The organism is Pseudomonas sp. GW821-FHT02A08, assembly GCF_059422045.1.
Map to the genome: position 1 here is coordinate 39,684 of NZ_JBWKWD010000032.1, position 20,346 is coordinate 60,029.

General features: G+C 59.4%; 19 protein-coding genes. 10 read left to right on the forward strand and 9 right to left on the reverse strand.

Going from position 1 to position 20,346, the window contains the following annotated elements; all coding sequences use genetic code 11:
• Positions 1-2 precede the first annotated feature (2 nt).
• The 3 genes from oadA (at position 3) to AC07W4_RS20885 (ending at position 3,765) form a co-directional block, all read left to right on the forward strand.
• Positions 3-1,811, forward strand: a complete 1,809-nt coding sequence (gene oadA, locus AC07W4_RS20875; RefSeq protein WP_495033804.1) for a sodium-extruding oxaloacetate decarboxylase subunit alpha — start codon at positions 3-5, stop codon at positions 1,809-1,811.
• A gap of 326 nt (positions 1,812-2,137) precedes the next feature.
• A complete protein-coding gene (locus AC07W4_RS20880) occupies positions 2,138-3,490 on the forward strand; it encodes a HipA domain-containing protein (RefSeq protein ID WP_008045575.1) in 1,353 nt (450 codons plus the stop codon).
• Positions 3,487-3,765 (forward strand): helix-turn-helix domain-containing protein, encoded by a 279-nt coding sequence (locus tag AC07W4_RS20885; protein ID WP_007971709.1) that lies wholly within the window; start codon positions 3,487-3,489, stop codon positions 3,763-3,765. Before AC07W4_RS20880 ends, AC07W4_RS20885 begins: the two co-directional genes overlap by 4 nt.
• A 154-nt stretch (positions 3,766-3,919) precedes the next feature.
• Here AC07W4_RS20885 and AC07W4_RS20890 read toward each other — a convergent pair whose 3' ends face one another.
• The 3 genes from AC07W4_RS20890 to AC07W4_RS20900 are packed head-to-tail and all read right to left on the reverse strand — an operon-like array spanning position 3,920 to position 5,687.
• Positions 3,920-4,591 carry a GNAT family N-acetyltransferase gene (locus AC07W4_RS20890; protein ID WP_495033805.1) on the reverse strand — a complete coding sequence of 224 codons (672 nt, stop codon included), beginning with the start codon at positions 4,589-4,591 and terminating at the stop codon, positions 3,920-3,922.
• A gap of 15 nt (positions 4,592-4,606) precedes the next feature.
• Positions 4,607-5,053, reverse strand: coding sequence for a GNAT family N-acetyltransferase (locus tag AC07W4_RS20895; RefSeq protein WP_495033806.1), 447 nt, complete (start codon positions 5,051-5,053; stop codon positions 4,607-4,609).
• 10 nt (positions 5,054-5,063) lie between these two features.
• Positions 5,064-5,687: an FMN-binding negative transcriptional regulator gene (locus AC07W4_RS20900; RefSeq protein ID WP_495033807.1), complete on the reverse strand. Its 624-nt coding sequence runs from the start codon at positions 5,685-5,687 to the stop codon at positions 5,064-5,066.
• Between the two features lie 92 nt (positions 5,688-5,779).
• Between AC07W4_RS20900 and pdxR the strand changes: the two genes are divergently transcribed.
• A complete protein-coding gene (gene pdxR, locus AC07W4_RS20905; RefSeq protein ID WP_495033808.1) occupies positions 5,780-7,333 on the forward strand; it encodes a MocR-like pyridoxine biosynthesis transcription factor PdxR in 1,554 nt (517 codons plus the stop codon).
• Positions 7,334-7,678: 345 nt separating this feature from the next.
• A complete protein-coding gene (locus tag AC07W4_RS20910) occupies positions 7,679-8,137 on the forward strand; it encodes a hypothetical protein (protein WP_495033809.1) in 459 nt (152 codons plus the stop codon).
• Between the two features lie 50 nt (positions 8,138-8,187).
• On the opposite strand, the gene AC07W4_RS20915 is transcribed toward AC07W4_RS20910, so the two are convergent.
• From AC07W4_RS20915 to aspA, 6 genes are all read right to left on the reverse strand, one after another.
• The gene (locus AC07W4_RS20915) at positions 8,188-9,288 is read right to left on the reverse strand and encodes a polyamine ABC transporter substrate-binding protein (RefSeq protein ID WP_495033810.1); all 1,101 of its coding nucleotides are present in this window, start codon (positions 9,286-9,288) and stop codon (positions 8,188-8,190) included.
• 12 nt (positions 9,289-9,300) lie between these two features.
• Positions 9,301-10,332 (reverse strand): histone deacetylase family protein, encoded by a 1,032-nt coding sequence (locus AC07W4_RS20920; protein WP_495033811.1) that lies wholly within the window; start codon positions 10,330-10,332, stop codon positions 9,301-9,303.
• Between the two features lie 264 nt (positions 10,333-10,596).
• Positions 10,597-11,595 carry an AraC family transcriptional regulator gene (locus AC07W4_RS20925; protein WP_495033812.1) on the reverse strand — a complete coding sequence of 333 codons (999 nt, stop codon included), beginning with the start codon at positions 11,593-11,595 and terminating at the stop codon, positions 10,597-10,599.
• A gap of 160 nt (positions 11,596-11,755) precedes the next feature.
• Positions 11,756-12,760: an asparaginase gene (locus AC07W4_RS20930; RefSeq protein ID WP_495033813.1), complete on the reverse strand. Its 1,005-nt coding sequence runs from the start codon at positions 12,758-12,760 to the stop codon at positions 11,756-11,758.
• A gap of 173 nt (positions 12,761-12,933) precedes the next feature.
• Positions 12,934-14,382, reverse strand: coding sequence for an alanine/glycine:cation symporter family protein (locus AC07W4_RS20935; RefSeq protein ID WP_008045551.1), 1,449 nt, complete (start codon positions 14,380-14,382; stop codon positions 12,934-12,936).
• A 531-nt stretch (positions 14,383-14,913) separates the two neighbouring features.
• The gene (aspA, locus tag AC07W4_RS20940) at positions 14,914-16,338 is read right to left on the reverse strand and encodes an aspartate ammonia-lyase (protein ID WP_280162525.1); all 1,425 of its coding nucleotides are present in this window, start codon (positions 16,336-16,338) and stop codon (positions 14,914-14,916) included.
• A gap of 180 nt (positions 16,339-16,518) precedes the next feature.
• On the opposite strand from aspA, the gene AC07W4_RS20945 reads away from it, so the two are divergent.
• The 5 genes from AC07W4_RS20945 (at position 16,519) to AC07W4_RS20965 (ending at position 20,325) form a co-directional block, all read left to right on the forward strand.
• A complete protein-coding gene (locus tag AC07W4_RS20945) occupies positions 16,519-17,436 on the forward strand; it encodes a LysR substrate-binding domain-containing protein (protein ID WP_085716176.1) in 918 nt (305 codons plus the stop codon).
• Positions 17,437-17,768: 332 nt separating this feature from the next.
• Entirely contained in the window at positions 17,769-18,260 is a 492-nt protein-coding gene (gene purE / locus AC07W4_RS20950) for a 5-(carboxyamino)imidazole ribonucleotide mutase (RefSeq protein WP_007971731.1), read from the forward strand.
• Between the two features lie 11 nt (positions 18,261-18,271).
• On the forward strand, positions 18,272-19,354 hold the full coding sequence (locus AC07W4_RS20955) for a 5-(carboxyamino)imidazole ribonucleotide synthase (RefSeq protein WP_414929669.1): 1,083 nt from the start codon (positions 18,272-18,274) through the stop codon (positions 19,352-19,354).
• 101 nt (positions 19,355-19,455) lie between these two features.
• The gene (locus tag AC07W4_RS20960; protein ID WP_007971735.1) at positions 19,456-19,701 is read left to right on the forward strand and encodes a GlsB/YeaQ/YmgE family stress response membrane protein; all 246 of its coding nucleotides are present in this window, start codon (positions 19,456-19,458) and stop codon (positions 19,699-19,701) included.
• An 87-nt stretch (positions 19,702-19,788) separates the two neighbouring features.
• Positions 19,789-20,325, forward strand: a complete 537-nt coding sequence (locus AC07W4_RS20965) for a DUF3299 domain-containing protein (RefSeq protein WP_495033814.1) — start codon at positions 19,789-19,791, stop codon at positions 20,323-20,325.
• Positions 20,326-20,346 lie beyond the last annotated feature (21 nt).

Genomic DNA, 20,346 nt, shown 5'->3' on the forward strand with positions numbered 1-20,346 from the left:
CAATGTCCAAGAAGATTCACGTAACCGACACCATCCTGCGCGACGCCCATCAATCGCTGCTCGCGACCCGCATGCGCACCGAAGACATGCTGCCGATCTGCGACAAGCTCGACAAAGTCGGCTACTGGTCGCTGGAATGCTGGGGCGGCGCGACCTTCGACGCCTGCGTGCGCTTCCTGAAAGAAGATCCGTGGGAGCGTCTGCGCCAGCTGCGCGCGGCGCTGCCTAACACCCGCCTGCAAATGCTGCTGCGCGGTCAGAACCTGTTGGGCTACCGCCACTACAGCGACGACGTGGTCAAGGCCTTCGTCGCCAAGGCCGCGGTCAACGGCATCGACGTGTTCCGCATCTTCGACGCCATGAACGACGTGCGTAACCTGCGCGTGGCCATCGAAGCGGTCAAAGCCGCCGGCAAACACGCCCAAGGCACCATCGCCTACACCACCAGCCCGGTGCACACCATCGAGGCCTTCGTGAACCAGGCCAAGCAAATGGAAGCCATGGGTTGCGACTCGGTGGCGATCAAGGACATGGCCGGCTTGTTGACCCCGTACGCCACCGGCGAACTGGTCAAGGCCCTGAAAGCCGAACAATCGCTGCCAGTGTTCATTCACTCCCACGACACCGCTGGCCTGGCCGCGATGTGCCAGATGAAGGCCATCGAAAACGGTGCCGACCACATCGATACCGCAATCTCCAGCTTCGCCTGGGGCACCAGCCACCCGGGCACCGAGTCGATGGTCGCCGCCCTTAAAGGCAGCGAGTTCGACACCGGCCTGAACCTGGAACTGCTGCAAGAGATCGGTCTGTACTTCTACGCCGTGCGCAAGAAGTATCACCAGTTCGAAAGCGAGTTCACCGCCGTCGATACCCGTGTTCAAGTCAACCAGGTACCGGGCGGGATGATTTCCAACCTGGCCAACCAGTTGAAAGAGCAGGGCGCACTCAATCGCATGAGCGAAGTGCTGGCCGAAATCCCGCGGGTTCGTGAAGACCTCGGCTTCCCGCCGCTGGTGACCCCGACGTCGCAGATCGTCGGCACCCAGGCGTTCTTCAACGTGCTGGCCGGCGAGCGCTACAAGACCATCACCAACGAAGTGAAGCTGTACCTGCAGGGCGGCTACGGCAAGGCGCCGGGCACCGTGAATGAACAACTGCGTCGCCAGGCCATCGGCAGTGAAGAAGTGATCGACGTGCGCCCGGCCGACCTGCTCAAGCCGGAAATGACCAAGCTGCGCGCCGATATCGGTGCACTGGCCAAGTCTGAAGAAGACGTGCTGACCTTCGCCATGTTCCCGGACATCGGTCGCAAGTTCCTCGAGGAGCGTGCTGCGGGCACCCTGACACCTGAAGTGCTGTTGCCGATTCCTGAAGCCGGCGGCGTCGCCTCGGCTGGTGGTGAGGGCGTACCGACCGAGTTCGTCATCGACGTGCACGGCGAAACCTACCGCGTCGACATCACCGGTGTTGGCGTCAAGGCCGAAGGCAAGCGTCACTTCTACCTGTCCATCGACGGCATGCCGGAAGAAGTGGTGTTCGAACCGCTCAACGAATTCGTCGGCGGCGGCAGCAGCAAGCGCAAGCAAGCCACTGCACCGGGCCACGTCAGCACCACCATGCCGGGCAACATCGTCGACGTGCTGGTCAAGGAGGGTGACACCGTCAAGGCAGGCCAGGCTGTGTTGATCACCGAAGCGATGAAGATGGAAACCGAAGTCCAGGCAGCCATCGCCGGTAAAGTCACCGCCATTCACGTGGCCAAGGGCGACCGGGTGAACCCGGGCGAGATCCTGATCGAGATCGAAGGCTGAGTTAACAGCCTCGATACAACGCTTTATACCTCGGGGGAGCATGTGCTCCCCTTTTTTTATGCTCTGGATTTGGCGATCAGACGCTCATCCCCTGTTGTCGCGACCGACTTTTCCGGCATCGTCCGTAAAGCAATTTCTGGTTTTGTGGCTTTCGAACTATTGGTTCGGCGGGATCTGCATTATTTTGCGTTTTTTTGCCACGCAAGTGGTTTGATCTGCATTTTAATACACATAGCCACTGTGCCTGCGCTCTTTATGTGCACTATATTGCGTTCAAGGCGATAATCAGCCATGAGAACATGCAATTAAATGCAGGTGGTGACGACATGTACGATCTGACTCTACAGATCTATTGGGCAGGAAACTGGCACGACGCCATGATTTTGAGCTTCGACAGCCCTGAAAAAGGCTTCGAAAGTCGCTGCAGTTTTGGCTACCAGCAAACGTATCTTTTTGAAAATTACGAAGATATTGGAACTCCGTTCGCCAAGGCAGTGAGCGCGAGATTCCCTTTGGATTGGGATGGCAGACGATCCAATGCGCCAGCATTTGTACATGATGTTGCACCGGCAGGTGCAGCCAAAAGGTTCCTTTTAGCGCATATAGGCAAAGACAAGCCCGCGGACGTAAGTGCAGACCTTTACCTGCTGGCCAGAAGCACGCCGGCGCCGATCGGAAATATGCGAGTCAAGGCGTCTGCCGAAGCAGTGGATCAGCGTGAGCCTATTGGTTTTGAGCGCCAGGACGTCATCAGTCGCAATAATCGATTTCTTGAGTATGCCTACGAGCAGGGGGCTGCCATTGGTGGCGCAACAGGTGCAGGTGGCGAGGCTCCGAAGCTTTTGTTGGCCCAGAACAAGGCGGGGCTACTGTACCCGGATGCAGTACTTGACGACGCCGATGTCACTCAACATTGGTTTGTGAAGTTCGCCCGCAACAAAGGGCTGGAAACTGATCAGGTAATCCTAAGAAGCGAGTATCACTATTACAGGGCGCTCCAGAGTCTGGGGATCGAGACTGTGGCCGTCGAGGGGCTTGCACTGGAAGAAGCGACCAAACCCAGCTTGTGGATGCAGCGTTTTGACCGTCAAGTGACCGACCAAGGCGTCGAGCGCTTTGCCGTGGAGTCAATCTACTCGCTGGCAAACATCACGACAGCGGGTAGCGCTTTGGACCACATGGACGTTATCCGGTTGTTGGCAGGACTTTGGCGTGAGGCGGGGCAGGCGGATCAAATTCCGGATCTCGTTGCCGATTATCTTCGTCGGGATCTGATCAACAAAATCCTCGGCAACTCAGATAACCACGGACGCAATATCGCAATCATCCGTGATGACACCTCGTTTCGTCTTGCACCCATTTATGATTTAGCACCCATGGTGATGGACGACGAAGGTGTGACACGGACCACCAAGTGGCCAAAAGAACTGGAGAGAGCGGGTGACGTTGATTGGCGCGGGGTGTGCCGTACATTGGCCGACATCGCTGATCCGGATGATCCATTAGCCGCTTTGAGTGACGTGCAGGATTCATTTGAGCGCCTGCGTGACGATGCAAATCGCCTGATGGCACTCCCCGATATTCTCTCGGCCAGCGGTCTGCCTGGACAGACAATGAATCACCCACAAATTGCATTGAAAAATCTGGAGCAACGTTTGAAAGAGTGGGGCTTGAAATGAGCATGACCGTTGCTGAGCGCACAGTGCTCATAGAAAGCATTCAAGAGGCTTTGGCTCAGGGCACTCTTGAAATAGGCGAAGCGGTTCGCCGTTTGCGAGTCGAAGTCACCGGTTTGCACCAGACCCAATTCGCCAAAATGTGCAAAATCTCGGTGCGCACGCTGGTGCACATTGAACATGGAGAAGGGAATCAGACGCTGAAGTCTTTGAACGCAGTGTTCCGTCCGTTTGGACTGAAAATGGGTGTGGTGCGGATTCGACGGGATATCAGCTGAAACTGCTCCGATTGCACATCCTGATTCAGGACGGTTGTGACGCCTTGGATGCGTTGGGCTGACGCAAAGGATCGCAGCCTTCGGCAGCTCCTACAGGATATACACCGACCCTGTAGGAGCTGCCGAAGGCTGCGATCTTTTGCTTTTGGTTCTTTTAGCCGCGACACTCAACGAGGCTTTTCAACTGCCCCGACCCCGTCTGGTTCTCATCACTCAGCCACTTTTCAAACCCGGCCCCAATCGCCGGCCATTCGGAATCCAGGATCGAGTACCACGCCGTATCGCGGTTCTGCCCTTTGACTACCATGTGCTGACGGAACACACCCTCAAAACTGAAGCCCAGGCGCTCGGCCGCGTATTTGGAGCGGGCGTTGGCGTTGTTGCATTTCCATTCCAGGCGACGGTAGCCCAGGGCAAAGGATTCCTTGGCCAACAGGTAAACCGCCTCGGTGCTTTTCGGCGAGCGCTGCATCGGGGCGCCGAAGGTGACGTGGCCGATTTCGATGCGGCCCTGGGCCGGGACGATGGACATCAGGCTGAGAATGCCCTGGACCTCGCCGCTGGCGCGGTCGATCACGCTGAAGAAATATGGGTCGCTGCTGGTCGCATGGTTGTTCAGCCAGTCGTTGAAGACGCTGCGCTCCGGGAAGGGGCCGTAAGGCAGATAGTCCCAGAGTTTCGGGTCGGCCCCCGGGCCTTGCAGGGCGTTGAACAGGTCGTCGCCATGGCGCGCCGGGTCGAGTTTTTCCAGGCGGATGTAACGCCCTTCGATCAGTTGGGTCGTGGGGGCCGGGACGCCTTTCCAGTCGGCGAGTGAAATCGACATGTGTTCTCCTTGAACCTAGATGGCTTTGCGAAACTGGATGAAACCCGGGCGTTCGGCGATGTGCTCGTAGAGCTGGATCGCGGTGGCGTTGGATTCGTGGGTCAGCCAGTGGACCTTGTTACAGCCGTCGGCCTTGGCCGTGGTGTAGACGAACTCGATCAACTGGCGGCCGACGCCGGTGCCACGGGTTTGCGGGACCACCAGCAAGTCTTGCAGGTAGCAGGAGTTCTCGATGGTCCAGTTCGAACGATGGTAGATGAAATGCACCATGCCCACCGCTTTACCGTCGGCCCAGGCGAGGGCGGCGTGGGTTGGTTCGCTCGGGTCGAGCATGCGCTGCCAGGTGCTTTGGGTAACGGCCTGCGGCAGTTCGGTGTTGTAGAAGCGCAGGTAGGCTTGCCACAACGGCAACCAGGCCGCGTGATCACCGGTGGTGACTTGGCGAATGTCGATCTGACTCATGGTGATTTCCTTAGCGCATCAATTGGGCGAGGGTTTGGTCAGTTACGTCGGGGCTGGCAGCCAGGCCTTTGCGCACGCCGTCGATGTCGGCGGGGCTGCGGTTCTGGCTGAGCTTGCGCTTGCCTTCCAGACGGTCGATGGGAATGGCGAAACCGACGATGGCCTTGAGCATGCCGTCGATGTAATCGGCGGGGGCATCGGCCACTGACCACGGTTGGGCGCGGCCAGCTTCATGACGATCGGTGAGGGTACTGACGATGTCGAGCAGTCGTCCGCCATCGCTGAAGGTTTCGGCTCGGCCATAGGCGTGGACTGCGATGTAGTTCCAGGTTGGCACGACTTTGCCGTGTTCGGCCTTGCTCGGGTAGAAGCCTGGGCTGACGTAGGCGTCGGCACCGGCAAAGATCAGCAGGGCTTCGGAGCCGTCGCGCAGCTCTTTCCACTGTGGATTGGCTTTGGCCAGATGCCCGTACAGCGTGCCGTTCGAACCTTGTTCGCAATGCAGCAGCACAGGTACATGGCTGGCTTGCAGGCCGCTTTCACCGTGGGTCACCAATATGGCGAGGCGGGTGGCGAGGATCAGTTCATGCAGTTGGGACAACTCGTCGATGGCAAAAGCACGTGGCGTGTACATGGAGATATTTTCCTTGGCGAATGCCTGCATCCTAGGCAGGCTATTGGTCTGTTGTAAGAGCCATTAATGACCAATTTCATAGGTCCATTGCGATGACTAGCGAACCACTGTCCTTGACCTTCAACCCGGCGGGTATCGAGCTTGATCGTCGTCAGGGGCTGAGTCGTCAGCTCTACCAGGCATTGCGCGCACGCGTTTTGGACGGGCGACTGGCCAGCGGCACGCGTCTGCCGGCCAGTCGTGATCTGGCTGCCGCGCTGGCGATTTCCCGAAACAGCGTGGTGCGTGCCTACGATCAGCTGTACGCCGAAGGGTTTATCGAAGGGCGGGTAGGCGACGGGACTTACGTTGCGCAATTACCCCAGGCAACCTTGCCGGCAAAAAAACTATCCACAAAAGTATCCACAGGGTTTTCAACAGGCTTACCCACAGCTTTATCCACAAATTGGCTTGATTTGCCTGTGGATTCATCCAGCAAAGTTACCCACAGGGACGCCTTGACCCGCGTTGAAAAGAACCATTTACCCATGCCGCCCAGTGGTCCGCCCAGGGCTTTTCGGGTCGGTGTTCCGGCATTCGATCTGTTTCCGTTCGAGGTCTGGGCCAAGCTGAATGCGGCTTTCTGGCGTAAACCTGATTTCCAGCAGTTGTGCTACGGCGACCCGGCAGGCGATGCACGCTTGCGGGGGATGATCGCGGCGTATCTACGCAGCTCGCGGGGCATGCAGTGCACAGCTGAACAAATTGTGATCACCAGTGGCGCACAGCAGGGAATCAGCCTTTGTGCACAGCTGCTGGTGGAACCGGGCGACGGTGTGGCGATTGAAAACCCGGGGTATCGGGCGGCAGGGCATGCGTTCGCCGTGGCGGGGGCGCGACTGCACGGGGTGGCAGTGGACAGCGAGGGCATCAATTGCAGCGAACTGACAGGGCTCGATGATTGTCGGCTGACCTATGTCACACCGTCACATCAGTATCCCACCGGCGTGGTCATGAGCCTGGCGCGGCGCCTGGAGTTGCTGGCCTGGGCCGAGCGCACCCAAGGCTGGATCGTCGAGGATGACTATGATGGCGAGTACCGATACACCGGCGCGCCACTGGCACCTTTGGCTGCGCTCGATCGTCACGGGCGGGTGTTGTATGTCGGTACGTTCGGCAAGGTCGCGTTTCCGGCATTGCGTCTCGGTTATCTGGTGCTGCCACCGGGGCTGGTGCAGGCCTTTGCGCAACGACGCGCGGTGGACGTACGGCATTCTGAAGTCAGCACCCAGGCGGTGATGGCCGAGTTCATGGCGACCGGGCATTTCCAGCGCCACATCCGGCGCATGCGGCGGGCGGCGCTGAGTCGGCGCAATGCCTTGCTCAATGGTTGGCCTATGGATATTCCAGGTATCGGCAAGTTGCCCACTGTTGCCGCGGGGTTGCACATGACAGTACTGGTCGACAGCGTGGAACGTGAACGTGAGTTGATTGAGTTGGCGGACAGTGTCGATGTCGAGGTCAACGGCTTGAGCGGTTACTGGCTGCCGGAGTCCGCAACCCCGATGGATCAACGCGCCGGTCTGGTGCTGGGTTTTGCCGCGGTACCCGAAAAGGCGATCGAGGCGGCATTGCAACGGTTGCGGGCGGTGTGGCGTGCGGGCTGAAGCGCGCGAGGTCTACATAACGACGCGGACTGCGGATTGCCGGGTCGACCAGTTCCGTGGCCTCTTTTTTCGGGGCTGGTAACCCTCCACGTTGTAGCCAGATTATATAGTTAAATATCGAAGTCTTAGTTGTAACAAATTTATATGAAACACTTTCAGGGTTGACCGAGCACGTCAATGCGCATAAATAATTAGTGCGTAACGGAGGAAGTGTGTGCGCTTGCGAAATCGATAATTGCTGTCGCGTATTCTTATTGCCGTTTTATAAGATTTTTATCATTCGACCCTATGAAGTCATGACCTGAATTCGAGCATTTTTTACTTGGACTCATCAAGGAATACTCTATGAAACACTTACACGCAAAGTGCCTGAAAGCAGCGCTGGAAGCAACGAGGTGCCAAGGCCTGCGGCAGGTAAAGGACGACTACTTCACTGCATCGATTGACGGTGTTGCCTTTACCGCCGACGACGTTCAAGGTTTTATCAGTTTTGGTGTCAAAATTGTGGTGGGGGTCATTAATGAGGGAAATAATCGGCGATATATATCCGTGGCGGCCGATGACGATCTTGGTGACGGCGAGCATGATGTCAGTCTCGATGGAAAAGTCACCATTGGTTATATAATAGAAAAAGACGGGGAGCCGACTCTGGAATATCCTGCTGAGTCTGGTCGAGCTCATATTTGTGGTGAAGGTAGTCGACAGGAGTTCTCTGGTTCTTTCAATGTGGCATTGATTGAAGAATCGCCTTACAAAGAAATTGAAGCAAATTTCAAAGTGACAAATTTGCAACAGCTTTCCTGACTTTTAACAATAAAACCTCCTGCCAACAACGGCAGGAGGTTTTTCTGATCTCAAGTCCCGGACTTGATCTTGGTCCAGGCTCGGGTCCGTGCACGTTCGGCATCGCGCGGCAGCGGTTGCAGGGTGTAGAGCGTGCCCATCGCCGCATCGGTCGGGTACAGGTTGGGGTTGTTGCGGATCGCCGGGTCGACCAGTTCCGTGGCGTCCTTGTTCGGGTTCGGGTAACCGACAAAGTCACTGACTGGTGCAATCACTTGCGGCTGCAGCAGGTAGTTGATGAAGGTGTAGGCGTCTTCGGGGTTTTTCGCCCCCTTCGGAATTGCCAGCATGTCGAACCAGATCGGCGCGCCTTCCTTCGGCAAACGCATGTCGACGACCACACCGTTCTTGGCTTCCTTGGCCCGGTTGGCGGCTTGCGAGAAGCTGCCGGAATAACCGACCGCGACGCAGATGTCACCGTTGGCGATATCGGCCATGTACTTCGATGAGTGGAAGTAGGTGATGTACGGGCGGATCTTCATCAGCAGCGCTTCAGCCTTGTCGTAGTCCGCAGGCTTTTTGCTGTTGGGGTCCAGGCCGAGGTGTTGCAGGGCCAGCGGCAAGATCTCCGACGGCGAGTCGAGCAGGGCGACGCCGCACTGCTTGAGCTTGCTGATGTTCTCTTCCTTGAAGATCAGGTCCCAGCTGTCCACTGGCGCGTTGTCGCCGAGCACGGCCTTGACCCTGTCCGGGTTGAAGCCGATCAGGATGGTCCCGTACATGTAAGGCACGGCGAACTTGTTGCCCGGGTCGTTTGCCTCGATCAGCATCATCAGCTTGGGATCGAGGTGGTTCCAGTTCGGCAACTTGCTGCGGTCCAGTGGCTGGAACACGCCGGCTTCGATCTGCTTGGCGAGGAACACGTTGGACGGCACCACCACGTCGTAGCCGGAGTTGCCGGTCAGCAACTTGGCTTCCAGTGCTTCGTTGGTGTCGAAAATGTCGTAGACCAGCTTGGTCTGGCTGTTCTGGGCCTTGAAGTCTTCCAGAGCCTTGGGGGTGATGTAGTCGAACCAGTTGTAGACACGCAACGTTCGTTCTTCAGCATGGGCAACGCCACTGAGCACCAGGGCGCCCAGGGCAGGAACGATCAAACGCTTGAGTCTTGTCATTGTTCTAATTCCTCATTGGGCGCTTTCGAAACCTTCGAGAACGTTCACGGCGTTGATGCCGATTTCTTCTACCGCATAGCCGCCTTCCATCACGAACAGCGTCGGTTTGCCGAGAGCCGCAATGCGCTTGCCCATGGCCAGGTAATCCGGGCTGTCGAGTTTGAATTGCGAGATCGGATCGTCCTTGAACGTGTCGACTCCCAAGGAGACCACGACGATGTCGGCGCCGTAGTTTTCGATCTCTTTGCAGGCCTGTTCCAGCGCCGCGCTCCAGGTGTCCCAGCCCGAGCCTGCGGCCAGAGGATAGTTGAAGTTGAAGCCCTCGCCGGGGCCCTCGCCCAATTCGTCTTCATAGCCGAGGAAGAACGGAAACTCGGCTTCCGGGTGGCCATGGATCGAAGTGAACAGCACGTCGCTGCGTTCGTAGAAAATCGACTGGGTGCCGTTGCCATGGTGGTAATCGACGTCGAGGATCGCGACCTTCTTGTGGCCCTGATCAAGGAAGGCCTGGGCGGCAATGGCCGCGTTGTTGAGGTAGCAATAACCTCCCATCAAATCGCTGGCAGCGTGGTGTCCCGGTGGACGGCACAGGGCGAAGGCCGAACGGGCGCCGCGCTGGATTTCCGCCTGGGCGGTGAGGGCGACTTGCGCTGCGCTATACGCCGCCTGCCACGTACCGGCGGTGATTGGCGCGCCGCCGTCGAAGCTGTAATAGCCGAGTTCGCCGTGCAGGCTGGTGGGTTTGATCCGTCGCAGGGTGCGGGCCGGCCAAGTGTAGGGCAGCAAGTCACCGTCGGTGTTGAATTCGGTCCAGCGTGCCCAGGCACCCTTGAAGAAGTCGAGGTAGTCGCGGCTGTGGATGCGTTCGATCGGTCCGAGGCCGAAATCCTTCGGCGCTTCGACAGGGCCGAGATTTTGATTTTGCACCCGTGCCAGCACGTGATCGGCACGTGAAGGCATTTCGAAGCAGGGCTTGAGTTGCCCGTCTATCAATTCACAACGGCCGTGGTGCAGGTGGTGATCGTTCGAGTAGATCGTCAGCATTTTGTTGTTCTCCGCAGGCTGATTCGGTTGAACACAGTCTTGCGGCACGGACGATTTCGGAGAACGGCAGGAAAGGCCAAAAGGGGGTCAATATGGCCAAAACATTTGACCGAAATTCGCCCCTTACTTGCACGGCTGAGTTCCAGGTGAGTACATGAAATGTTAAATCTGTGGGAGCGGGCTTGCCCGCGAAAGCGGTGTTCCAGCCAATGGAGATGTATCGGTTGTACTGGCCTCTTCGCGGGCAAGCCCGCTCCCACAGGGTTAGCCGTGTGGCCTGAACTGACTCGGCGCGACACCACTCCAGCGCACGAACGCATGGCGAAAACTCGCGGTCTCGCTGAAGCCCAGCGCCTCGGCAATCTGATAGATCGGCAATTGATCCTCGCACAGCATTTGCTTGGCCTGCTCGAAGCGCAATTCGTCGAGCAGCTCCTGATAGCTGCAACCCATGTCCTTGAGATGCCGGCGCAAGGTCCGCGCCGAACAGTTCATTTGCCCGGCCAGCCCCTCCAGCCCGGGCGCCGCATTCAATTGCGCGCTGAGCAATTGGCGGATCCGTCCCAGCCAGGCCTGGCGCCCGGTGAACTCGAGATTCTGTTTGCGGCAGCGTTCGGCCATGGCTTGATGGGTGATGACATCGGCCAGCGGCAGTGGCTGGTCGAGCCAGCGCCTGTCGAAGGCGAAGGCGTTGTTCCGCGCGCCGAAGTGCACCGGGCAGTTGAAGTGTTCGGCGTAGGTCGCTTCGTAGTCGGGCGCGGCATGTTCGAAGCGTGCGCCGAGTAAGGGCAGGGGATGGCCAAGCAGGTCGTCGCAAGTGACTTTCAGCGACACCAGGCAGAACTCGGCGTTGAACACCGCCATGGCCGGGCTCTCGCGGTAATCGGCGGCGGCGAACCAGATGCGCTCGCCATCGTCTTCAAGACTCAACTCGAAAAGTGTTCCCAGCAGCGCCGGATAACGTATCGCCAGCCGCAATGCGTCACCGAAGGTGGCACTGGTGAGCAGGGCGTAACCGAGCATGCCGTAGCAGGAAACGTGCATCCGCCGACCCAGTTCCAGGCCGATGTCACGCTTGAGGGCAACGGCGTTGGCACAGACCTGCATCTCTTGATTGGTGGTGATGCGCGTGTCGGCCCGGTTCAGATCCGCCGCACTGATGCCGCTGCCGGCCAGTAGCGCTTCGCTGGACAAGCCTTGTGCCTTGAAGGCATCGAGTACCAGGGAGACCGCGTTGAGGGTAGTGAGGTGGGAGTGGAGCATGAGGACTTCCAGCCTTGGGATGCTGGAATGCGGAGCAAGTTGTGTGCCGATGACCCCTGTGGGAGCGGTCTTGCTCGCGAAAGCGGTCGTCCTGTCACATCACTGCTGGATGTGCCGTCGTCTTCGCGAGCAATCCCGCTCCCACAGGTTTTGTGTTTTGTCAGCTCAGTTCGCCGCAAAGGTCGAGCTCGACAAGCCGACGAATTTCGTCCGTATCAAGCCCCGCCCCCAACAACCCATGCAACTTGCCGAATGCCGCTTCACGGGTCATGCCGCCACCGGAGAGCACACCGACACCGCGCAAGCGACTGCCTGCCTCATAGACGTCCAGTTCAACCCCGCCTTCGTGGCATTGCGTCACCGCGACCACTACCACGCCGATATCCCGAGCACGGCCGAGGCTGGCGAGGAACTCTGGGTTGTCACTCGGCCCGGTGCCGCTGCCGTAGCACTCCAGCACCAGACCTTGAATGCCGCTGTCGAGCAGGCCATCGAGGATCTCGGCACCGATGCCAGGGAACAGCGGCAACACGGCAACCTTCGCCAGTTGTTTTACCTGGTTGTAGTTCAACGCTGTTGGCAGCGAAGAGGCTTTCACACCACCACCCTGACGCTCCAGTCGCTTGAATGGATGACGACCAAAACTGCGTACCTTCGCGCAACGGGTCGGGTCCAGCAGTTCGCCATGGAAATACAGATGCACACCCGGCGCCAGGCCCTGGCCCAGTGCAACCAGCGCACCGCCGAGGTTTTCCCAGGCGTCGCTATCGGTGACGCCGGCCGGCAACATCGAGCCGGTGAAGCACACCCGGGCATGCAGGCCGAGCAACTGGAAACTCATGGCCGCCGCGCTGTAGGCCAGGGTGTCGGTGCCATGCAGGATCAGCACGCTGTCGCAGCCCTGAACATCCACCGCATCGACCACCGCCTCACGCAACTGCTGCCAGTACGTCGGGGTCATGTTGGCGCTGTCGATCAGCGGCGACATTTCACGGAAGCGCCATTGCGGCACCACCAGCTCAGGCTGGCTGTGCAGATAGTCGCGCATCCGCGCTTCGAAGCCGGACGCCGGAGCCAGGCCGTTGGCGCTGGCCTGCATGCCGATGGTGCCGCCGGTGTAGAGCACCATGACGTGCTGGGCGGCAGGGTAGGTCGACGAATTCATGGAAGTTCTCCGAAACAATGACTGCCATTGTGGGAGCGGGCTTGCTCGCGAAGAGGTCAGCACATTCAACACAAGTGTTGGCTGAACGTCCGCCTTCGCGAGCAAGCCCGCTCCCACAATGGATTTGCGCACTCTAGCTGACGGGCGCAAGGGATGCGCCCGCTTTTTACCGATCAGCGTTGCGCTGCGGTCACACCTTGCGGCTCAGCCTGATTCTGAACGGCGGCTGGCGGGTTGGCCGGCCACGCCTGGCGATCCAGGTCCAGGTCCGGGAACCTGGCGGAGTCGAACACCGGCGTCTTGATGCCAGCGGCGCGCTGGTCATCGTAGTCACGCAGGATGCGCATGCCGACCTTGAACAGCAGGAACAGCGCGATCAGGTTGACGAACGCGAGCATGGTCATGGTGATGTCGGCGAAGGCAAATACGGTGCCGAGGTTTTCGATGGCGCCCCAGAAAATCAGCACCAGTACCAGCGCGCGATAGCCCATCAGCGCCTTGCGGTTTTCACCGATCAAAAAGCGCAGGTTGCTCTCGCCCAGGTAGTAGTTGTAGAGGATCGAGGTGAACACGAACAGCGCCAGGGCCACGGAGATGAACATCCGTCCCCAGTCACCGACCACGGCGGCCAGCGAGTTCTGGGTCAGAGCAATGCCGTCGCCTTCGAAGCCCGGGGTGTAGAAACCGGAAAGCAGGATCAGTAGCGCGGTGCAGGTGCAAATCACGAAGGTATCGAGGAACACGCTGAACGCCTGGACCACACCTTGTGCCACCGGGTGCTCGACCGCCGCAACCGCCGCCACGTTCGGCGCGCTGCCCAGGCCGGCTTCGTTGGCGAATACGCCACGCTTCACGCCCATGACGATGGCGCTGCCGATCAGGCCGCCGAAGGCCTGGTCCAGACCGAAGGCGCTCTTGACGATGGTCATCAGCATGCCCGGCACCTGGTCGAATTGCAGCACGATCACGTAGATGGTCACGCCGATATACACCAGGGTTTTCACCGGCACCAGCAGGTCGGCGACCTTGGCGATGCGCTTGATCCCGCCGATGAATACGAGGCCGAGCAGTACGGCCAGGCCGATGCCGGTGTAAGTGGTGTCGAGGCCGAACGCATTGTTCAGCGAGTGCGTCACGGCGTGGGCTTGCAGGCCGTTGAAGGCGAAGCCGAACGTCACCAGTAGCAGGAACGCCATCAGCATGCCCAACCAGCGTTTTTGCAGGCCGTGCTGGATGTAGTAGGACGGGCCGCCCCGGAAGGTGCCGTCGGAGTCGGTGCGTTTGTACAGCTGACCGAGGGAGCATTCGAAGAAGCTGCTGGACATGCCGACCAGTGCGGTCACCCACATCCAGAACACCGCGCCAGGCCCACCGAGTGTCACGGCGATGCCGACACCGGCAATGTTGCCCGCACCGACGCGGCCGGCGAGGCTGAGCATCAGGGCCTGGAACGAACTGAGTTGCCCGGCGCTGCTTTTGAGGCTGTCGCGGAACACCGCGAACATGTGGAAGAAGTGACGCAATTGAACGAAACGCGAGCGGATCGTGAAGTAGCTACCGAGCCCGACAATGAGCACGATCAGTACTTTCCCTGAGAGGAAGTCGTTGATGACTTCGAGCATGGATTATTCCTCGCTGTTTTTTGTGTAAGCAACAATGCTGGCCGGACGGACACATCGAGTTACACCCGCTGGCGCACGGCACAACAGGCGGGTCGACGTTCGTCCCGGTTTCATATCGCGGGTTTGTTATTAGTTCGGGTTTCGCATGGGTTGAGGCCTCGCTACCGCCGACCGCTCATGCGAAGAGGGGCGGCACTATACCGATGACAGTGCCGTCCGTCTGCACGGTTGTGGTGCATTCGGTGAAGCGAAGCCTTTGAAACACCTGACATTTTTGCTGTCAGGCTATGTGGGAGCTGCTCTGGGTGGGAGCGGGCTTGCTCGCGAAAGCGGTGTATCAGACACATCATTGTTGAATGTGCCGCTGCCTTCGCGAGCAAGCCCGCTCCCACATTGGTCAGTCCCCAGACATACGGTTTCACTGGCAAACAGTTAAAAAAAAGGGCCTGGAGATTGATCTCCAAGCCCTCAAAAGGTGAGAGGTGTCTAGTCCCTCGACCTGGTGAGCGGTGCTACAAGTAACGCGTCGGGTTATGCCTTCAGGGGCACCAGGCGCGGAGCAATCATGTTTTCCGGGCGCAGGATGTCGGCGAGCATGGCTTCGTCGAGCAGACCTTCTTCGCGCACCAGTTCCAGCACGCCGCGGCCGCTTTCGAGGGCGATACGGGCGATGCGGGTGGCGTTTTTGTAGCCGATGTACGGGTTCAGTGCGGTGACCAGACCGATCGAGTGCTCGACCAGTTCACGGCAGCGGGCTTCGTTGGCGGTGATGCCGACGATGCAGTGCTCGCGCAGCATGTCCATGGCGCGTTGCAGCAGGCGGATCGAGTCGAGGATCTTGAAAGCGATCAGCGGCTCCATCACGTTCAGTTGCAGTTGGCCGCCTTCGGCTGCCATGGTCAGCGCCAGGTCGTTACCGATGACCTGGAAGGCCACCTGGTTAACAGCTTCCGGGATAACCGGGTTGACCTTGCCTGGCATGATCGAGCTGCCTGGCTGACGCGCCGGCAGGTTGATTTCGTTGATGCCGGTGCGTGGGCCGCTGGACAGCAGGCGCAGGTCGTTGCAAATCTTCGACAGTTTGACCGCGGTGCGCTTGAGCATGCCGGAGAACAGCACGAAGGCGCCCATGTCGGAGGTAGCTTCGATCAGGTCGGCCGCCGGAACCAGCGGTTGACCGCTGATCAGTGCCAGGCGCTGTACAGCCAGGGCCTGATAGCGCGGATCGGCGTTGATGCCGGTGCCGATCGCGGTGCCGCCCAGGTTCACTTCAGTCAGCAGTTCCGGGGCCAGCGTCTTCAGACGGGCCAGGTCTTCGCCCATGGTGGTGGCGAAAGCGCGGAATTCCTGACCCAGGGTCATCGGCACGGCGTCTTGCAACTGGGTACGACCCATTTTCAGGACGTGGTTGAATTCCTGACCCTTGGCCGCGAACGCTTGAATCAGGCTGTCGAGGCTGGCCAGCAGGGCATCGTGACCCAACAACAGACCCAGGCGGATTGCCGTCGGGTAAGCGTCGTTGGTCGACTGCGCCATGTTCACGTCGTCGTTCGGGTGCAGGTACTGGTACTCGCCTTTCTGGTGACCCATGGCCTCCAGTGCGATGTTGGCGATGACTTCGTTGGCATTCATGTTGGTCGAAGTGCCAGCGCCGCCTTGAATCATGTCCACCACGAACTCTTCGTGGAAGTCGCCGCGGATCAAACGTGCACAGGCTTCGCTGATGGCAGCGTGCTTGGCTTCGCTCAGGTGACCCAACTCACGGTTGGCGTCAGCGGCGGCCTGTTTAACCATGGCCAGACCGACAACCAGTTTCGGGTAGTGCGAAATCGGAACACCCGAAAGGCGGAAGTTATTCACCGCTCGCAGGGTCTGGATACCGTAATACGCTTGAGCCGGTACTTCGAGGGCGCCAAGCAGGTCATTTTCTGTGCGGAATGATGCAGCGGAGGACATGATAGAAATCATCTCAATATGGACCCGGTCTGTGCCGGAACGCTGTGAATGCTAGGCCTGTACAAAATTTTGGGCCAATGCTGTTAAACACTAGCCTATGCACATTCGGCATAATGCCCGTGTGACGCCGGCTTGGCGGCGAACGTGTGACCTAAATTGGTGCGTGTCCGGGAGGGCGTGATGAATCTGGAAAGCAAATGGCTGGAGGACTTTAGTGCCCTGGCTGCCACCCGCAGTTTCTCCCAGGCCGCCGAACGGCGTTTCGTGACGCAGCCAGCGTTCAGCCGACGAATCCGCAGCCTTGAAGCGGCGCTGGGGCTGACCCTGGTCAACCGTTCGCGCACGCCGGTGGAGCTGACGGCGGCAGGGCAATTGTTTCTGGTCACCGCGCGAACCGTGGTCGAACAGCTCGGCGAAGTGCTGCGCCATCTGCATCACCTGGAAGGCGGGCAGGGCGAAGTGATGCAGGTCGCTGCCGCGCACTCCCTGGCGCTGGGTTTCTTTCCGCGCTGGATCGCGCAGTTGCGCAACGAAGGCCTGAACATCGCCACGCGGCTGGTCGCGACCAACGTTGGTGACGCCGTGCATGCTTTGCGCGAAGGCGGCTGCGACCTGATGCTGGCGTTCTACGACCCGGACGCGGCGATGCAGATGGACCCGGAAATCTTCCCGTCGCTGCACCTTGGCCACACCGAAATGCTGCCGGTCTGCGCCGCGGACGCCGACGGCAAACCGCTGTTCGATCTGGAAGGCGAAGGCAGCGTACCGTTACTGGCTTACAGCGCCGGTGCGTTTCTCGGCCGGTCGGTGAACATGCTGCTGCGTCAACGGGCGCTACGCTTCACCACCATCTACGAAACCGCCATGGCCGACAGCCTGAAAAGCATGGCCCTGGAGGGCCTCGGCATTGCCTGGGTGCCGCAGTTGAGCGTGCGTGCCGAGCTGGCGCGCGGTGAACTGGTGGTCTGCGGCGGCCCGCAATGGCACGTGCCGCTGGAAATTCGCCTGTATCGCTGTGCGCTGGTGCGCAAGGCGAATGTGCGGTTGTTGTGGCGCAAGCTGGAAGGTGGAGCGGCACAGGGTGCGACCGGTTCCTGAATCCCATGAAACCCCAATGTGGGAGCGGGCTTGCTCGCGAAAGCGGTGGATCAATCAACATCAATGTTGAATGTACCGGCCTCTTCGCGAGCAAGCCCGCTCCCACAGGAAATTCGAGGTGTATTCCATTGACCTTCAAGTCAATAAAATCGGGGCTTTGCGGCAGATGACAGATGGTCGCAACGGGGGCTGTTTATTGGCTTCATTGAGGTATACTGCGCGGCCTTCGGCCGGTTACGACTGGCCATAATTCGTACAATCAAGCCACGCATCCTGCGTGGCTTGTTGTTTTTTGATGCGCCTGCGGGCGCCCAGAGAGAAGAGGCACGACGATGAGTGCACTGGTTGGCGTGATCATGGGCTCCAAGTCCGATTGGTCCACCCTTAGCCACACCGCCGATATGCTGGAAAAGCTCGGCATCCCCTACGAGGTGAAAGTGGTTTCTGCCCACCGCACCCCGGACCTGCTGTTCCAGTACGCTGAAGAAGCCGAGGCGCGTGGCATCGAGGTGATCATCGCCGGTGCCGGTGGCGCTGCCCACTTGCCAGGCATGTGTGCGGCCAAGACCCACCTGCCGGTGCTGGGCGTACCCGTGCAATCCGCAATGCTGTCGGGCGTCGATTCACTGCTTTCCATTGTGCAGATGCCAGCGGGTATTCCGGTTGCCACCCTGGCCATCGGCAAAGCGGGCGCGATCAACGCGGCGCTGCTGTCGGCGAGCATCCTTGGCGCCAAGCACCCGCAGTTCCACGCGGTGCTGAAAACCTTCCGTGCTGAGCAGACTGACAGCGTCCTGGAAAATCCAGACCCACGCATCGCCTGAGGTTGTTGACGATGAAGATCGGTGTAATCGGTGGCGGCCAGTTGGGTCGCATGTTGGCGCTGGCGGGCACTCCGCTGGGCATGAACTTCGCTTTTCTGGACCCGGCGCCGGATGCTTGCGCAGCCGCATTGGGCGAACACCTGCGCGCCGATTATGGCGATCAGGATCACCTGCGCCAGCTGGCCGATGAAGTCGATCTGGTGACCTTCGAGTTCGAAAGCGTGCCGGCCGAGACCGTCGCGTTCCTCTCGCAATTCGTCCCGGTCTACCCGAGCGCCGAAGCCCTGCGCATCGCCCGTGATCGCTGGTTCGAGAAGAGCATGTTCAAGGACCTGGGGATTCCTACCCCGGCGTTCGCTGACATCCAGTCCCAGGCTGACCTGGACGCCGCTGTGGCCTCCATCGGCCTGCCGGCGGTGCTCAAGACCCGTACCCTGGGTTACGACGGCAAGGGCCAGAAAGTCCTGCGCACGCCAGAAGATGTGGTTGGCACCTTTGCCGAGCTGGGCAGCGTGGCCTGCCTGCTGGAAGGCTTCGTGCCGTTCACCGGTGAAGTCTCGCTGATCGCAGTGCGTGCCCGCGACGGTGAAACCCGCTTCTATCCGCTGGTACACAATACCCACGAAAGCGGCATTCTCAAGCTGTCCGTGGCCAGCACCGATCACCCCTTGCAAGCCCTGGCCGAAGACTACTCCAGCCGTGTGCTCAAGCAGCTGGATTACGTCGGCGTGATGGCTTTCGAGTTCTTTGAAGTCGACGGTGGCCTCAAGGCCAACGAAATTGCCCCCCGGGTGCACAACTCAGGGCACTGGACCACCGAAGGCGCCGAGTGCAGCCAGTTCGAAAACCACCTGCGGGCCGTTGCCGGTCTGCCGTTGGGTTCGACTGCCAAGGTTGGAGAGAGCGCGATGCTCAACTTCATCGGCAAGGTGCCGGACACCGAGAAGGTCGTGGCCATCGCCGATTGCCATCTGCATCACTACGGCAAGGCCTTCAAGGTCGGCCGCAAGGTCGGTCACGCCAACCTGCGTTGTGCGGATCGCGAAACGCTGACCGCGCAGATCCTCAAGGTCGAAGCGCTGATCGCCGAATAGTTTCATGTGGCAGCGGCGGAACCATTCAGGGACCGCCGTTCTCTCATGGCAGGATGCCAAAGTCTGGCTAGGCTATAGCCAATCAATCAGAGGGAAATGCCATGGGAATTATCGGAACCATCTTTATCGGCTTGATTGTCGGCCTGCTGGCGCGGTTCCTGAAACCGGGCGATGACAGCATGGGCTGGATCATGACCATCCTGCTCGGTATCGGCGGTTCGCTGGCGGCCACTTACGGTGGTCAAGCCCTGGGCATCTATCAGGCTGGCCAAGGCGCTGGCTTCATCGGTGCGCTGGTGGGCGCCGTTGTGTTGCTGGTGATCTACGGACTGGTCAAAAAGAGCTGATCCAGTCGATAAAGCCCTCTCCGCCAAATCGGCCGGGAGGGCTAGAATGCTCGGCGTTTCCTGTTCATCCCTTTACCGAGCACTTTCATGCGCCGTCTTTTGCTGACTCTTGTTTTACTGGGTTCGGGCCTTGCCCATGCCGGTGAATTGCCGGAAACCGATTGGCTCGAATTGATGCCCAAGTCGGACCAGAAGGCCCTTGAGGCCATGCCTGAAATCGACCACAACTCCCCTGAAGCCAACGGCACTTTCACCGACAAGGGTGGAATGAAGCAGGCCAAAGGCTTGCCGGCGGTGATGTACTCGACCAAGACCGTTGCGTCGATGAACGACAAGAACATCCGCATTGGCGGTTACCCCGTGCCGCTGGAGTCCGACGCCAAGGGCCGCAGTACGCTGTTCTTCCTGGTGCCGTACCCGGGCGCGTGCATCCACGTGCCACCCCCGCCGCCCAACCAATTGGTGCTGGTGCGCTATCCAAAGGGCCTGAAGCTGAATGATATCTACACGCCGCTGTGGGTCACCGGCACGCTGAAAGTCGAGAAGGTCAGCAATGACCTGGCCGATGCGGCGTATGCGCTGGATGCGCAGAAGGTCAGGGTAGTAAAAGAATCAGACTTGTAAGGACAGCACCAAACCAATGTG